Origin of the sequence: Enterococcus sp. AZ040, from assembly GCF_050499185.1 — a bacterium.
GTDB lineage: Bacteria > Bacillota > Bacilli > Lactobacillales > Enterococcaceae > Enterococcus_D > Enterococcus_D entomosocium.
In genome coordinates this window covers 950,624-966,324 of sequence record NZ_JBMHEW010000001.1, presented here as the reverse complement: position 1 = coordinate 966,324, position 15,701 = coordinate 950,624, and the positions used below count along the sequence as shown (strand labels likewise).

Here is a 15,701-nt window from a genome sequence, read left to right as displayed (position 1 = left end):
GAAGATGATGGAAAAAAAGGTCCTTTTTACGATTTTTGGCGGTACGGGCGACCTTGCCCAACGCAAACTATACCCTTCTTTGTTTCGGTTGTACAAAAAAGGCGATTTGAAAGAAGATTTTGCAGTCATCGGTACTGCTCGCCGTCCTTGGTCGGATGAACACTATCGTGAAGTAGTAATAGGTACGATCAAAGAATTGAGCGACTCACAAGAGCAAGCAGAGACATTCGCTTCTCATTTCTACTACCAATCACATGATGTAACAGATACGAGTCATTATGATTCATTAAAGGATTTGGCGGAAACCTTAGATCAGAAATACCATTTAGAAGGCAATCAGATTTTTTACTTAGCAATGTCCCCTAATTTCTTTGGGACGATCGTTTCTCACTTGAAATCCCAAGGAATGCTGGATACTGACGGCTACCATCGAGTGATCATCGAAAAACCATTTGGAAGCGACTACGACTCAGCAAAAGAATTGAATGAAGAGATCAATCAAGTCTTTACAGAGCAAGAAATCTACCGGATCGATCATTATTTAGGAAAAGAAATGATCCAAAACATTTCTGCGATTCGTTTTGCCAATAACATTTTTGAGTCGATGTGGAACAATCGGTACATTGACAATGTTCAGATCAATATCGCAGAAAACTTAGGTGTTGAAGAACGCGGTGGGTATTATGATAAGAGCGGCGCCTTGAAAGATATGGTCCAAAACCATATTCTGCAGATCCTTTCCTTATTAGCCATGGAACCGCCAGTGGCTTTTTCTGAAAAAGAATTACGGACGGAAAAAATCAAAGCCTTAAATGCGATCCGTATTTACTCCGAAGAAGAAGTGAAACAACACTTCGTTCGTGGTCAATACGCCAAAGGGCAATTAGAAGATAAGGAATTTGCTGGCTACCGAGAAGAAGCCAATGTCGATGAAGAATCGGCAACTGAAACCTTCGTTGCTGGAAAATTCTTGATCGACAACTTCCGCTGGTCCGGCGTACCTTTCTATGTACGAACCGGGAAACGCTTGACGGAAAAAGGCACTCGAATCAACATTGTCTTTAAACAAGTCCCTGTCAATGTCTTTAAGCAAGACCTGAATGAACAAAAGCAAAACGAGAGTTTGGCACCGAATGTGCTGACAATCTACATTCAACCGACAGAAGGCTTCTCTCTTTCCTTGAATGGAAAAGAAATTGGCCAAGGGTTTGAGACATTGCCAGTGAAGCTAGATTATCGGAATAGTACTGAAATCGTCGAAAACACCCCTGAAGCCTACGAAAAATTGATTTTAGATGCTTTGAATGGGGATGGCACTAACTTTACCCATTGGGATGAAGTTGCCCAATCTTGGCGCATCGTTGATGTGATCCGTCACGCTTGGGACCAAGAAACACCTGATTTTCCAAACTATGCCGCAGGAACGATGGGACCCCAAGCTGCCTATGATCTCTTAGCTGCCGATGGTTTTGAATGGATCTGGCGCCCCGATGAATGGTATCGTGAGCGAGATTTACTAAATGAGAAATAAGCAAATGGTCAATTGGATGAGGAAAAAACATCCAATTGGCCGTTTTTCTTTTTTACCGACTGTTTATAATAGAAAGAAATGAGAAACGAAAGGAGCAGCAGACATGAAACAAGTCTTATCGATCGCCGGTCTCGACAGTTTGGCAGGTGGCGGCATGACGGCTGATTTGAAAACATTTGAGGAATTCGGGGTGTTTGGCCATGCCCTATTAACATGTGTGGTCGCCATCAAGGATGATCTTATGTTCCATGATCTCCCTGAGCCTGTGATCCAAGCACAGCTGGATTCACTGCGCTCGGTCGTATCCCTAGATGCAATCAAAATCGGGCTGCTTCACCAAACGGCCATCATTGAATTGCTGCGGGATTTTTTACAAACATTTACCGGACCGATCGTGCTCGATCCAGTTCTTGCCTTTAAAGAAGGAGATACTGCCTTTAACCACTCCTATCAAGCAGGATTGATCTCATTGTTTCCTTACACAGCATTAGTGACACCTAATCTGCTCGAAGCACAACACTTATCTGGACAAAGCATTACCTCTTTAGCAGAGATGAAAACGGCGGCAAAAAAAATCCATGCGCTTGGTGCCCCAAATGTTCTGATCAAAGGTGGCAGTCGACTAACTGGGGAAACAGCCTATGATGTTTTGTATCAAGAAGGACAATTTACCGTTTTTGAGGCAGAAAAAAGTACGCGAACCACAACCAACGGTGCTGGCTGTACCCTCTCATCAGCGATTGCCGCAATGCTTGCTAAAGGCACTTCGTTGGAAGCAGCTATCCAAACCGCAAAAGCATTTGTTTGGGCAGGGATCGAAGACGGTCTGCCTTTAGGAACCTCTGGCAACGTCAATCAGCTCGCCTATTTTAAAAAGGAGGAACACCTATGAAAGTAAGAAACCTAACCATGATCGCTATGCTGACGGCACTTACCTGTGCACTTTCTTTGACCTTTATCATTCCTGTTCCACAAACGAAGGGCTTTGTGACCTTATGTGAAGCAGGGATCTATATCTCGGCCCTTTTGTTCGGACCTAGCGCCGGGGCCTTCGTAGGCGGAATGAGCGGTGGCATCATTGATTTTCTATCAGGCTATCCTGAATGGGCCTTCTTTTCCATTGTGATCCATGGTGTACAAGGCTGGATCGTGGGTAGAATGAATCATCGACCACTAGCAGCCGTTATTGTTGGCAGCTTGATCATGATTGCCGGCTATGCAGCAGCAACAGTTTTACTATTCGGTTTAGGGGCAGGGATCGCCTCAGTTCCAAGTAATTTGATCCAAACGGTCTTTGGCAGCATCGTTGCTTTACCGCTGATCCATGCCTTACGCCGCACGAAAAAGTTTTCTTTAAATGAAAGGTGATTCTCATGACAGATATCAATCAATTAAAAACGGATTTAACTACAATCGTTGAAGAAGTCATTACGACAGCGAACGTTGATGAAAATGATCTTTTTGTTCTCGGCTGTTCAACAAGTGAAGTGGTTGGTGGCTTGATTGGCAAAAATTCCAGTCAAGAAGTAGGCATGGTTATCGTTGAAACACTACGAGCGATTTTGCGTCCCAAAAATATTCATTTAGCCGTTCAAGGCTGTGAACACCTCAATCGGGCTTTAGCCGTTGAGCGTGAAACGGCTCGACTATATCAATTAGAAGAAGTCGCAGTAGTGCCCCAGCTGCATGCAGGCGGTGCTTGCTCAGTTGCGGCTTTCCAGCTGTTCGATGAGCCTATTGAAGTGGAGCACATAGTGGCAAAAGCTGGCATCGATATTGGTGACACAGCGATCGGCATGCATGTCAAACATGTTCAAATCCCGATCCGTCCCTCTATCAAGACCCTTGGCGCTGCCCATGTCACAGCTCTGGGATCACGGCCCAAATATATCGGTGGTCCTCGTGCTCATTACGCATAATAAGCGAATCGTATAATGAGCGAAAAACCATCTTCAAAAGGAAAAAGCATGCTTCGGCGTGCTTTTTTTGTGTCAACGTTCCTGCTATTGCCTCTCCTTTCCTTCCTTAAATGTGCTCTCCTTTCACTATTTTCTCCGCTCCATCTTATGGCAGCTTTTTCTACTTCAAATTCTGTTTCCTTTCTTGCGTAAAAAGAGCGACAGCTGTCGCCTTCCTTTTGTCATAAATTCGTCACAATTTCATCACAAAAAGAAAAGAAAGATACCAGTAAGCCCGTAAATTTCTTTTTTCTTTCCTTGATAGACTGAATGTAGCAAGAATCGAAAAGTGGAAGGAAGAAAAATATGAAAAAAATCGCCATTATTTTTGGAGGCAATTCATCGGAATACACCGTTTCTTTAGCCTCAGCAACTAGCGCAATCGAAGCACTCCAATCATCTCCCTATGATTACGACCTCTCTTTGATCGGGATCGCCCCAGATGCTATGGATTGGTATTTGTACACAGGAGAACTGGAAAACATCCGACAAGACACGTGGCTGTTGGATACGAAACATAAACAGAAAATCCAGCCGCTTTTTGAAGGAAACGGCTTTTGGCTAAGTGAAGAGCAACAAACGTTGGTACCTGATGTTTTATTTCCCATTATGCATGGCAAATACGGGGAAGATGGCAGTATCCAAGGATTGTTTGAATTGATGAAACTACCTTATGTAGGCTGCGGTGTGGCGGCCTCCGCATTATGTATGAACAAATGGTTATTGCATCAAGCAGCAGAAGCGATTGGCGTACAAAGCGCTCCTACGATTCTCTTGACAAATCAAGACAACCAGCAAAGACAAATCGAAGCCTTTATCCAGACCCATGACTTTCCGGTTTTCTTTAAGCCTAATGAAGCGGGCTCCTCAAAAGGGATCACAAAAGTGACTTGTGTCGAAGAAATTGCTCCTGCCTTGAAGGAAGCCTTCGCTTATTGTTCAGCAGTGCTCTTACAAAAAAATATAGCTGGCGTTGAGATTGGTTGCGGTATCTTAGGCAACGACTCTTTGACTGTCGGTGCTTGTGACGCTATTTCATTAGTAGAAGGCTTTTTCGATTTTGAAGAAAAGTACCAGTTGATTAGCGCCAAGATCACCGTTCCTGCACCATTGCCTGAAACGATTGAAACCAAGGTCAAAGAACAAGCTCAGCTGCTCTATCACAGTCTTGGTCTTAAAGGACTTGCTCGCATCGACTTTTTTGTCACGGATCAAGGAGAACTATACTTGAATGAAATCAATACTATGCCGGGCTTTACTAGTCACTCCCGCTATCCTGCCATGATGGCAGCAATCGGCTTATCCTATCAAGAACTACTACAAAAACTGCTTGTCTTAGCAAAGGAGGAAGGCAAATGAATCCCTATCTACAGTTAGTTAGCAAAGAGTTTCCATTAGAAAAAAACCAAGAGCCGCCCCACCTCGTCCTTGCTGCTTTTAGTGAAGAAGAAGTTTACTTGCAGCCTGAAGCAGCCAAACAATGGGAACGCCTCGTCAAAGCCTTAAAACTTGAAAACGAGATCTGCTTATTAGACGGCTATCGAACCGAAAAGCAGCAACGGCATTTATGGGAATATTCCTTAAAAGAAAATGGATTAGCCTATACGAAACAATTTGTGGCGTTGCCCGGCTGCAGCGAGCATCAGTTAGGCTTAGCGATCGATGTTGGTTTAAAAGGCCAGCAAGGTGATTTGATCTGCCCACGGTTTCGTGACAGCGCAGCGGCGGATTTATTTACACAGGAAATGATGAACTACGGATTTATTTTACGCTATCCCGCAGACAAACAGGAGATTACAGGGATTGGCTATGAACCATGGCATTTTCGTTATGTCGGTCTGCCTCATAGTCAAATCATCGCCAGTCAACAGTGGACATTGGAAGAATACTATCAATATCTTGAACAAACCGCGAGGCAGTTCGCATGAAGAAGAATCAAGGAATTGAGCAGTTTCGGGTGATTTTAGCGATGATGGTGGTGGCGATCCACTGTCTGCCCCTTCATCGATTGTGGCCCAATGGTGATATCCTGATCACATTGACTCTTTTCAGAATCGCCGTCCCCTTCTTTTTTATGATCAGCGGGTATTATGTGTTCAGTGATTTAGCCACCCAAAACAGCTATCCTGCCAGACAACGTATCTGGTTATTTATCAAAAAACAGCTGCAAGTCTATCTCATTGCCACACTGCTCTTTTTGCCGCTTGCTTGGTACAGCGGCATACTAGGATTGAACATGCCACTAGACACTTTTATTCAAACTTTGCTAGTCAACGGCATTCTTTACCATCTTTGGTATTTTCCTGCGATCATTACCGGCGGTCTACTAGTGATGGGCCTCTTGACACGGCTTTCTTTCAAGCAGGTGTTTTTCATTGCTGTCGGTTTGTATGTGGTTGGTTTAGGTGGGGACAGTTGGTCTGGCCTGGCTGCACAAACACCCATCACGCCACTCTATTCACTGATTTTCCAACTATTGGATGGAACTCGCAACGGCATTTTTTTTGCTCCCTTATTTTTGATCTTAGGGGTACTAGCCAGAAGATTTGCCAAAAAACCTGCTTCTCCCCATCGCTATAGTTATCTGATGATTAGTCTTATTTGCTTGCTTTTGGAAAGTTATCTCTTGCATCACTTTACTACACCTAAACATGACAGCATGTATGTCTTTTTGCCCTTCGTTCTCTTGTTTTTATTTCCGATCATTCAGCAATGGCAAGCACCCATGATCTGGAAACAAGCGGGTCGTCTGTCCCTTTGGCTCTATTTGCTCCATCCTTATACCATTGCAGTAACCCATTTTCTTAGTCAAAAGCTACCCTTGCTGCAAAACAATCTGATCAATTTCTTGGTGGTCTTAGGACTGACCATTGGGGTGGTGCATGGTCTCTTTGCTTTGCAAAAGCTGTTGCCGTTTCCGAAAAAAACGCCGCTCCACTTGCAGCGGGCAGCCAAAGAATTCTCAGCCCCCGCCCTGTTGCACAACTTGCAGGAAATCAAACGAGTGATTCCATCCACAACAAAAGTGATGGCGGTGGTTAAAGCAGATGCCTATGGTTGCGATGCGCAATTGGTCGCTCGTACCTTGGAAAGAGTAGGCGTCGATTTTTTTGCTGTTGCCACCATAGAAGAAGCCATCGAATTACGGCGAGCTGGCATTAAAAGTCGCTTACTGATTTTAGGGTACACTTCTGCCCAACGTGCCAAAGAGCTGAAACATTATTCCTTGATTCCAACCATCGTTAGTGAGGCCCATGGGCATGCTTTAGCCCAAACAAGCATTCCGATCGAATGCCATTTAGCGGTAGATACTGGTATGCACCGCTTAGGCGTTGCACCTGATGTTGAGACAGTTACTGGACTTTACGCCTTGCCATCTCTCAAGATCACGGGCATTTTTTCCCATCTAGGCTCTTCAGATCAGCTGGATACGGCAAGTATCTTGCGGACACAAGCCCAAATCACTTGTTTTGATGATCTGTTGGCTGGCTTATCCGCTAAAAATATCGCCTATGGACTGACACATCTGCAAAGCAGCTACGGAATATTGAATTACCCAGAGAAACACTATGATTATGTACGTCCAGGTATTCTTCTAACTGGTTCATTGAGCGTCCCGAACGAACCAACGAAGCAGAAGATAAACATACAGCCGATTTTGACACTCAAAGCCTTACTGGTAGACAAAAAAACAGTTGCCGCTGGTGAAGCGATCGGCTATGGATTAGGCACTGTTTTTGATCGACCAGCCACGATCGGGATCGTTAGCATCGGCTACTGCGACGGGGTTCCACGTGCCCTATCAAACCAAGGGTTCCAGCTTTCTTATCAAGGTGCTTTACTCCCGCAGATTGGGTTGGTTTGTATGGATATGCTCTTGATCGATTTAACGGACTATCCAGAACTGGCGGTCGAAAGTTCGCTCGAAGTAATCAGCGATTGGACGACTACCGCTGATCAAGCACAAACCATTACCAATGAATTGATCAGCCGCCTAGGTTCCCGCATCACCTCTAGTTCAAAGTAGAAAACGAATGCATTCGCTTACCGATTACGGTATGATGGGTGTAGAGTAAATGGTAGTTTAAATGAAAAAAGATCGTAGATAGTTGGAGTGAATCAAGGATGGCAGAAAAAATAATTGTTGTTGATGATGAAAAAGAAATCGCCGAGTTAGTCACGACGTTTCTAAGGAATGAAGGCTTTCAAGTGGAACCTTTTTATGATGGAACGAGTGCTTTGGCTTATCTCGAAAAAGAAACAGTCGATGTGGCAGTTTTAGATGTGATGCTGCCGGATATCGACGGCTTTCAGCTGTTACAGACCATTCGCAAAACCCACTTTTTTCCAGTACTGATGCTCACTGCCAAAGGAGAAGATCTGGATAAAATTACCGGTCTAAGTCTAGGTGCAGATGATTATGTGACTAAACCCTTCAATCCATTAGAAGTTGTTGCTCGGGTCAAAACGCAACTACGGCGATACCAACGATACAATCAGTCAGCTGTTCCGCAGAAGATTGAAGAATACGAAAAGGAAGGCTTACTGTTGAAAATCAACAGTCACCAATGTTATCTTTATGGCAAAGAGGTTTTCTTGACCCCCATCGAATTTAAAATCCTGCTTTACTTATTTGAACACCAAGGATCGGTCGTTGCCTCAGAAACTCTTTTTGAAGCAGTCTGGAAAGAAAAATATTTAGACAACAATAACACAGTGATGGCACATATTGCCCGTCTGCGGGAAAAGCTAAACGAACAACCCCGCAAACCGAAATTAATCAAAACTGTATGGGGGGTCGGCTATATCATTGAAAAATAGAAGTCCATTGATCCGGAAACTTTTGACTCAATACTTTATCACCACAGGTGTTTTAATGCTCCTTTTGATTCTGATCCCTTTAACTGTTCGCTTTGTAGCAGGATTGAGGGTTTGGTACGGCTATGAGCCCATTTATCAAATATTACGGCTTTTTGCTGATTATTGGCTCGTCTGTCTAGCGATCGGTGCCTTGCTGATTTGGGTGAGCACAACGATTTATTATATGAGTAAAGCCATCAGCTATTTGAATGAAACGATCCAAGCCACGAATCAATTGATTGCCGAACCAACGAAGCGAATCATTCTCTCCAGCAATCTGATCGATGTGCAAGAAGAAATGAACCAGTTACGGGAAAAAAATCTCCAAGATCAACGAGCAGCCAAAGAAGCAGAGCAGCGGAAAAATGATTTGATCGTCTATCTCGCACACGATTTACGCACGCCTTTGACCAGTGTGATCGGCTACTTGACGCTTTTAGAAGAGGAACCACAGCTTTCTACCGAACTACGGGCACGCTATACCAAGATCGCCTTGCAAAAAGCCCAGCGGCTAGAATTATTGATCAGCGAGTTTTTCGAAATCACCCGTTTTAATCTTACAACGATCGCCTTACAGACCGAAACCACGGATCTGAGCTTGATGCTGGAACAGTTGACGTTTGAATTTTTGCCGCTGTTAGAAGAAAAAAACCTTCATTGGCAACTGCAGCTGCAGAAAAAAGTCTATGCGACTGTCGATACAGAGAAGATGGAACGCGTCTTTGATAACTTGATCCGCAATGCCATCAATTATAGCTATCCTAACTCCCCTTTGCGTTTAGCCATCAGCGAATCTGATGATATCCTGATTCGTTTGACCAATCAAGGAAAAACGATCTCAGCTGAAAAGATCGGCTTGATTTTTGAGCCTTTCTACCGCATGGATGCTTCCCGAGCAACAGCGACGGGTGGGACCGGTCTGGGGCTGCCGATCGCCAAAGAAATCGTTGAAGCATTAGGTGGAAAAATCTGGGCGGAAAGCCGTGACGAAACCATCGTCTTTTCGATTCGTCTACCGAAGGTATCAATGGAAAAAAATGAACAGCGGTCAAAGCCCCATCCATCTGAACCAACTGCTTAACAGGCAAACAACCTGAGCATTTCGCTGTTCCCCATCTAATTCAGAGGGAGGAAGAGCTGCTCAGGTTGTTTTTTATTGATTGCTTATTGATACACCAATGATCGTAACGCTTGATCGACTTTTTCTGCCGCTAAGCGTCCTTCGCGAATCCCCCAGATGACTAAACTCGGTCCTCTTTTAGCATCTCCTGCGACTAACACTCGTTCATTGTTCGTCGTGTAATCATCGTACACTTCTCGCACACCAAAGGCATCGAAGAGTTGGGTCTCTGCACCAACAAAGCCCATTGCCAACAAAACCAAATCCGCCTTGATCACTTGCTCTGTGCCAGGGATCGGCTGAAACTGTTGATCTACTGAGACCGTTTCGATGGCGATCAACTGGCCGCGTTCGGCGCCGATAAAGGCTGTTGTGGACACCCCATGATACGTCACTTGTGTTTGCAGGACTTCAGCCGCTTCTTCTTGCCCATATCCTGTGCGGGCTGTCATTGGGTATTCAGGCCAAGGATTGCTGTCGGTACGTGTCAATGGCAGTTGGGGCGTGATCTCCAATTGACGCACAGAAGCGGCTCCTTGCCGAATCGCTGAACCAATACAGTCATTTCCAGTGTCGCCGCCGCCAATCACGACGACGTGCTTGCCAGCAAGTTTTTTACTTGTTGCCGCTTTGCCATGCTTTAAGACATCTTTGGTTGCTTCCGTCAGATAATCGACTGCAAATTGCACCCCAGTCAATTCACGACCTGGAATCTTCAAGTCACGAGGAACACTAGCTCCTGTTGCCAAAATGACCCGATCATACTGAGCGGACAATTCTTCTGCTGACAAGTCACGACCGATCTCCGTATTAGCGACAAAGGTCACGCCTAGCTCTGCCATTAGATCAATACGTCGCTGCACGACATCTTTGTCTAATTTCATGTTTGGGATACCATACATTAGCAAACCGCCAAAGCGATCGCTGCGTTCATAGACCGTCACTTGATGTCCTAGTTGATTCAAGCGCCAAGCAGCGGATAAACCAGCCGGTCCACTACCAACAATGGCCACCTTGAAACCAGTCGCATCTTGAGGCAACCCGGAAGCTTTGACCCAATCGTTTTCAAAAGCAGTATCGATAATAAAACGTTCATTGTCATGGATCGTGACACCTGATCCATTCAGTGCCTCGGTACAGCCTTTTTCACATGGAGCAGGACAGACACGCCCTGTCATTTCTGGTAGTGGATTGGTTTTGGCTAAACGCTCAAAGGCGGCTTGGAAACGCCCTTGATAAACCAGATCATTCCATTCAGGAATCAGGTTGTCATTGGGACAACCGGAAACCGCCCGTTGCCCGCCGTAAAAAGAACCCGTATGACAAAATGGGATCCCGCAATTCATACAGCGTGCCGCTTGCTCTTGACGCTCATTTTCAGGCAATGGCATCTGTAATTCTTGCCAGTCTTCGATACGTTCTGAAACCGGTCGGGTAGGATTTTCTACTCTTGGGTACTTTAAAAAACCAAATGGATCTGCCATATTAGTCACGCTCCTTTCCTGGGATGGTCAATTGTGGACCGACGACAGCTTCGAAGGCTTTCGTCACAAGTTCCTCCCCGATAAATCCTTGCTCAGCCAAGGTCTCCGTCGCTTGGATCATCTGATGGTATTCTGTCGGATAGACTTTGATGAAATGTTGTTGCTGATTTTCCCAATCTTCTAAAATCTCAGCCGCCTTCAATGAATCCGTATAGGCAAAATGCTGCTGGATCATCTCCTTCAACTGGTGGTCATCACCGCTTTCACCAATCCGGTACAAATCAACCATTTCCCGATTGCATTTATCAGCAAAGGTTTGATCGGGATCGTAAACATACGCCACGCCACCGGACATTCCAGCACCGAAGTTGCGACCGGTTTTTCCTAAAATTACCACGACACCGCCAGTCATGTACTCACAGCCATGGTCACCAACGCCTTCGACAACGACTTTGGCTCCACTGTTACGGACACAAAAGCGTTCGCCAGCAATGCCGCGGAAATAGCCTTCACCACGATTCGCCCCGAAACAAGCAACATTACCGACAATCGGTGAATGCTCTGCGTCATAAGCGGCATCATCAGGCGGCACAATGATCAAACGGGCACCACTCAGTCCTTTGGCTACATAATCGTTGGCCTCGCCAATCAGTTTCAACTGGATGCCCTGGGTGGCAAACGCCCCAAAACTTTGTCCAGCAATGCCGCGGTACGTAAACTGCAACAAGCCTGGTGTTACTTCGTAATTGCCAAAGCGTTCTGCGATCCAGCCCCCTAAACGAGCGCCGACTGAACGTTGAACATTATTGATCGTATGATTCATAACGATTTCTTGATTATTGTCGATAGCTGCTTGGGCAAAAGCGTCTAATTCTGGCCATTGTCGTTTTTCAAGGAATGGGTCGGTCACTTTGCGCTCGATTGGGATCGTCGTCCCAATCATTCTAGAAAAGTCTAACGACTTTGCTTTGCCTTTGGCAACGAAGCGTGGTGTCAACACTTCCGCGTGTCCTACCATCTCATCAATCGTGCGAAACCCTAGCTCGGCCATTGTTTCCCGTAAATCTTCTGCTAAAAAGTACATCGTATTGATGATGTGCTCAGGTTTCCCTGCGAAAAATTTGCGCAACGCTGGATTTTGCGTAGCAATGCCGACAGGACATGTATTGATACTGCAAACCCGCATCATGACACAACCAATCGCAACTAGCGCTAAAGAGGCAAAGCTATATTCTTCTGCTCCTAAAAGAGCAGCAATGGCGATGTCTCGACCCGTCATTAATTTTCCATCTGTCTCTAAGGTCATTCGCTGCCGCAAATGATTCATAGCTAACGTTTGATGGGCTTCTGCAAGCCCCATCTCCCAAGGCAAGCCAGCATCACGAATCGAATTTCTCGGAGAAGCACCGGTCCCACCGTCATAGCCTGAGATCACGACTACGTCTGCGCCGGCTTTGACGACACCGGTAGCGATCGTACCCACGCCCGTACTAGAAACCAATTTGACATTGATGCGGGCATAGGGATTGATTGCCTTTAAGTCATAGATCAGCTGGGCTAAGTCTTCAATCGAATAAATGTCGTGATGTGGTGGCGGCGAAATCAATCGGACCCCAGGTGTTGAGCCACGAATCTCAGCGACCCACGGGAAGACTTTGTTGCCTGGCAATTGCCCCCCTTCACCAGGTTTCGCCCCTTGCGCCATTTTGATCTGGAGTTCGTCCGCACTCATTAAATATTCGGCGTTGACACCAAAACGGCCAGAAGCTACTTGTTTGATGCGACTATTATAATTAATGCCCTTCACTGGTTTGAAACGATTTCGGTTTTCTCCACCTTCTCCACTGTTGGATTTTGCACCGATCGCATTCATCCCTTCAGCAATACAGCGATGCGCCTCTTCACTTAGAGAGCCGTAAGACATCGCACCGACTTTAAACCGTTTGACGATCGTTTCAACAGGTTCCACCTCAGCTAAAGGAATACTGCGTCTCGTGTTCCCAAAAGTCCACATAGAACGGAGGGTCGTTGGATTCTCTAACGCGTCTTGGTTCATCTCCGCCGCATATTCTTTATAAAGCGCATAGCTGCCTGTACGAACAGCTTTTTGAAACCCATAGATCGTTTTTGGATTGAACAGATGATGTTCCCCGTCGGCTTTGTATTGGAAACTACCACCCGAATCAAGATAATCCACGCGTTTCTCGCCATACGCCGCTTCATAACGCATTAAGTATTCTTGCTCGATTTGCGCTAATGAAAGTCCACCGATACGAGTAACCGTGCCGGTAAAGTATTCGGAGATGACTTTCTCAGAGATACCAACAGCTTCAAACAATTGCGCCCCATCGTAACCGGCGATCGTTGAAATCCCCATTCGTGACATGATTTTGACAATGCCCTTTTCACATGCCTTACGGTAACTTTCGATCTTCTCTGAAAGCTCAAAATGCGCCAATGTCTGGTAAGCCCCATAAGGGTGGACCCCACTTACTCCGTAGCCGACTAACATGGCATAATGATGGACCTCACAGACTTCCGCAGTATCCGCAACGATTGATACCAAGGAACGTTTGCCTTTTCGCACCAAGTAATTGTGCAGACCTGATACCGCCAAGAGAATCGGAATCGCCACTTTTCCTTCTTGCGCTTGGATGACTTCCCGATCACTTAAAATGACGATCGTTGCCCCAGAATCGATTTTTTGCTCCGTCTCTTTAAAAAGCGCTTCTAATGCTTGTTGCAAAGCTGCCCCGTTTTCTGGTACATAATCATAAAGAATCGACTGTAAAGCCGCTTTTTGACCATTTTGATCTAACTGTTTGATTTTTTCATATTCACTCGTTTTTAACACCGGACTAGCAATCTTCAGCTTATTACAATTGATTCGAATGTCCTTTGAAACATCCCCATCTCGACCTAAAAACAGCTCGGTACCGATCACCAATTTTTCGCGAATCGCATCGATTGGCGGATTGGTCACTTGGGCGAATTGTTGCTTGAAGTACGTAAACAAGGATTGGGGACGTTCGCTCAAAATAGCTAAGGGTGAATCAAACCCCATGGAGATCACTGGTTCTTCTCCCGTTTGAGCCATTGGTAAAATCAACGTGCGAATGATCTCATCCGTGTAACCATTTCGTTTCCAAAGGGTCTGGATCGCATCATCTGCTGTTTCCTCCTGCTTCTCAGTCTCAGGAAGCAGCTCTGGTGTCAATAAGTGATCCGCTAGCCACTCCTGGTAAGGATGGGCATTCGCATAATGCGCTTTGATTTCTTGATTGCGTAAGATCACCCCTTTTTTGGTATCCACCAAAAACATATTTGCTGGTCCAAGCACCCCTTTTTCAATCACTTCCGATGCTGGAAGATCCACAACGCCTGACTCAGAGGCCACGACCACAAAACCAGTTTTCGTGATCGAGTAGCGAGATGGCCGTAACCCATTTCGATCGAGTGCAGCCCCTACCAAATCCCCATCTGTAAAACATAAAGCTGCCGGTCCATCCCAAGGAGCCATAAAGCTTGCGTTGTACTCATTAAAAGCCGTCAGCTCCGGTGACAATCCAGCTTCTTTGGACCACGCTTCTGGCACCATCATCAACAGTGCTTGAGGAATATCTCGCCCTTGACGGTACAAATATTCCATACAATTTTCTAGTTTCGCCGAATCAGAATTTTCATCATCATAGACTTCGATCTGATGTCCATGCATCCAATTTTCTGCCCCGCGTAACGTGTTGATTTCGCCATTATGGGCTAAGAAACGAAAAGGTTGCGCCCGACTCCAACTTGGAAAGGTATTTGTCGAAAAACGAGAATGGGTCAAAGCAATACTCGAAGTCATTTCTGCGCTTTGAAGATCTTTGAAAAATAAGCCAACTTGATAGGCATGCAGCATTCCTTTATAAACAACTGTCTTACTGGACAAGCTGCAGATAGACAACTCATCGGTATGATACGTTTTTTCCAGTTTACGTCGTAGCCGGTAAAGCTGATCTTCAAAGAGACGTCCAGCAGCTACATCGACAGGTTTTTCAATAAAGACTTGCACAAATGAGGGCATGACTTTTTGCGCCCCCGGTCCACACTGATAATAATCATAAGGCACATCCCGTTGCCATAAAACGGTAAAACCCATTTGTTGAATATCTTTGACTACTTCTTCTTGGACCTGTGCTGCTCGGAGCTTTTCTTTCGGTAAAAAAAACATCCCAACAGCATAGGCGCCTTTTTCAGGCAATGGGATTTCGGCCTCTTTTGCTCGCTGTTGAAAAAATGGGTCAGGCATTGCCATCAAAATTCCAGCTCCGTCACCTGTGTCAGGTTCAGCGCCAGTTCCCCCTCGGTGGTTCATCCGTTCTAACATTGTTAAGGCATTTTGCACAAGTTCTCGGGAATAGCGACCATCTTTTTGTGCAATAAACCCCATCCCACAAGCATCTTTTTCAAAAGCGGCATCGTACATCGTTTGGTTCGTTTTCCTCATCATCTCTAAATCACTCATGGAATCACACTTTCTTTCAATATTCTGAATATTCCGATTTTTAACAGTTTACAACCTGTTTTTCTATCTGGCAAGTTTTTTTTACTTGATCCGAGCTCGTTGGTTTCTTCTGTTGACTGTGAAATACTCTATCTCGAACAAACAATTGCCTACAGACCTTTAAGGAAGAAACTTCGTCTAGTAAGGTTTTTTTATTATACAATAAACTGTCGAAAAATTATTGCAAACAAATGAGAATCGT

11 protein-coding genes are annotated in these 15,701 nt (G+C 45.3%); 9 read left to right on the top strand and 2 right to left on the bottom strand.

Annotated features, from left to right (window positions below):
- Positions 1 to 4 precede the first annotated feature (4 nt).
- From zwf to vanS, 9 genes are all read left to right on the top strand, one after another.
- Positions 5 to 1,531, top strand: a complete 1,527-nt coding sequence (gene zwf, locus IGK63_RS04345; protein WP_008377369.1) for a glucose-6-phosphate dehydrogenase — start codon at positions 5 to 7, stop codon at positions 1,529 to 1,531.
- A gap of 103 nt (positions 1,532 to 1,634) precedes the next feature.
- Positions 1,635 to 2,423: a bifunctional hydroxymethylpyrimidine kinase/phosphomethylpyrimidine kinase gene (locus tag IGK63_RS04340; protein ID WP_005237263.1), complete on the top strand. Its 789-nt coding sequence runs from the start codon at positions 1,635 to 1,637 to the stop codon at positions 2,421 to 2,423.
- Positions 2,420 to 2,899, top strand: coding sequence for an ECF transporter S component (locus tag IGK63_RS04335; RefSeq protein WP_016613832.1), 480 nt, complete (start codon positions 2,420 to 2,422; stop codon positions 2,897 to 2,899). The genes IGK63_RS04340 and IGK63_RS04335 overlap by 4 nt, the downstream gene beginning before the upstream one ends.
- Before the next feature lie 5 nt (positions 2,900 to 2,904).
- Positions 2,905 to 3,450, top strand: coding sequence for a TIGR01440 family protein (locus IGK63_RS04330; RefSeq protein WP_008377364.1), 546 nt, complete (start codon positions 2,905 to 2,907; stop codon positions 3,448 to 3,450).
- 345 nt (positions 3,451 to 3,795) lie between these two features.
- Positions 3,796 to 4,848, top strand: a complete 1,053-nt coding sequence (gene vanC, locus IGK63_RS04325; protein ID WP_016613831.1) for a D-alanine--D-serine ligase VanC — start codon at positions 3,796 to 3,798, stop codon at positions 4,846 to 4,848.
- Entirely contained in the window at positions 4,845 to 5,417 is a 573-nt protein-coding gene (gene vanXY / locus IGK63_RS04320) for a D,D-carboxypeptidase/D,D-dipeptidase VanXY (protein WP_008377360.1), read from the top strand. The genes vanC and vanXY overlap by 4 nt, the downstream gene beginning before the upstream one ends.
- Positions 5,414 to 7,516: a membrane-bound serine racemase VanT gene (vanT, locus tag IGK63_RS04315; RefSeq protein WP_008377356.1), complete on the top strand. Its 2,103-nt coding sequence runs from the start codon at positions 5,414 to 5,416 to the stop codon at positions 7,514 to 7,516. The genes vanXY and vanT overlap by 4 nt, the downstream gene beginning before the upstream one ends.
- Before the next feature lie 98 nt (positions 7,517 to 7,614).
- Positions 7,615 to 8,310 (top strand): vancomycin resistance response regulator transcription factor VanR-C, encoded by a 696-nt coding sequence (vanR-C, locus tag IGK63_RS04310; protein WP_005237269.1) that lies wholly within the window; start codon positions 7,615 to 7,617, stop codon positions 8,308 to 8,310.
- Complete coding sequence (vanS, locus tag IGK63_RS04305) at positions 8,300 to 9,430, top strand: vancomycin resistance histidine kinase VanS (protein WP_034878724.1); 1,131 nt, start codon at positions 8,300 to 8,302, stop codon at positions 9,428 to 9,430. Before vanR-C ends, vanS begins: the two co-directional genes overlap by 11 nt.
- Before the next feature lie 83 nt (positions 9,431 to 9,513).
- Here vanS and IGK63_RS04300 read toward each other — a convergent pair whose 3' ends face one another.
- Entirely contained in the window at positions 9,514 to 10,953 is a 1,440-nt protein-coding gene (locus tag IGK63_RS04300; RefSeq protein ID WP_275626288.1) for a glutamate synthase subunit beta, read from the bottom strand.
- Position 10,954: 1 nt separating this feature from the next.
- Complete coding sequence (gene gltB / locus IGK63_RS04295; RefSeq protein ID WP_429972445.1) at positions 10,955 to 15,460, bottom strand: glutamate synthase large subunit; 4,506 nt, start codon at positions 15,458 to 15,460, stop codon at positions 10,955 to 10,957.
- Positions 15,461 to 15,701 lie beyond the last annotated feature (241 nt).

Excerpts from the sequence above, each read along its gene's own strand:
- vanXY (WP_008377360.1), top strand. The coding sequence starts at position 4,845 with ATGAATCCCTATCTACAGTTAGTTAGCAAAGAGTTTCCATTAGAAAAA.
- vanR-C (WP_005237269.1), top strand. The coding sequence starts at position 7,615 with ATGGCAGAAAAAATAATTGTTGTTGATGATGAAAAAGAAATCGCCGAG.
- IGK63_RS04335 (WP_016613832.1), top strand. The coding sequence starts at position 2,420 with ATGAAAGTAAGAAACCTAACCATGATCGCTATGCTGACGGCACTTACC.
- IGK63_RS04340 (WP_005237263.1), top strand. The coding sequence starts at position 1,635 with ATGAAACAAGTCTTATCGATCGCCGGTCTCGACAGTTTGGCAGGTGGC.
- IGK63_RS04300 (WP_275626288.1), bottom strand. The coding sequence starts at position 10,953 with ATGGCAGATCCATTTGGTTTTTTAAAGTACCCAAGAGTAGAAAATCCT.
- vanC (WP_016613831.1), top strand. The coding sequence starts at position 3,796 with ATGAAAAAAATCGCCATTATTTTTGGAGGCAATTCATCGGAATACACC.
- zwf (WP_008377369.1), top strand. The coding sequence starts at position 5 with ATGATGGAAAAAAAGGTCCTTTTTACGATTTTTGGCGGTACGGGCGAC.
- vanT (WP_008377356.1), top strand. The coding sequence starts at position 5,414 with ATGAAGAAGAATCAAGGAATTGAGCAGTTTCGGGTGATTTTAGCGATG.
- gltB (WP_429972445.1), bottom strand. The coding sequence starts at position 15,460 with ATGAGTGATTTAGAGATGATGAGGAAAACGAACCAAACGATGTACGAT.
- IGK63_RS04330 (WP_008377364.1), top strand. The coding sequence starts at position 2,905 with ATGACAGATATCAATCAATTAAAAACGGATTTAACTACAATCGTTGAA.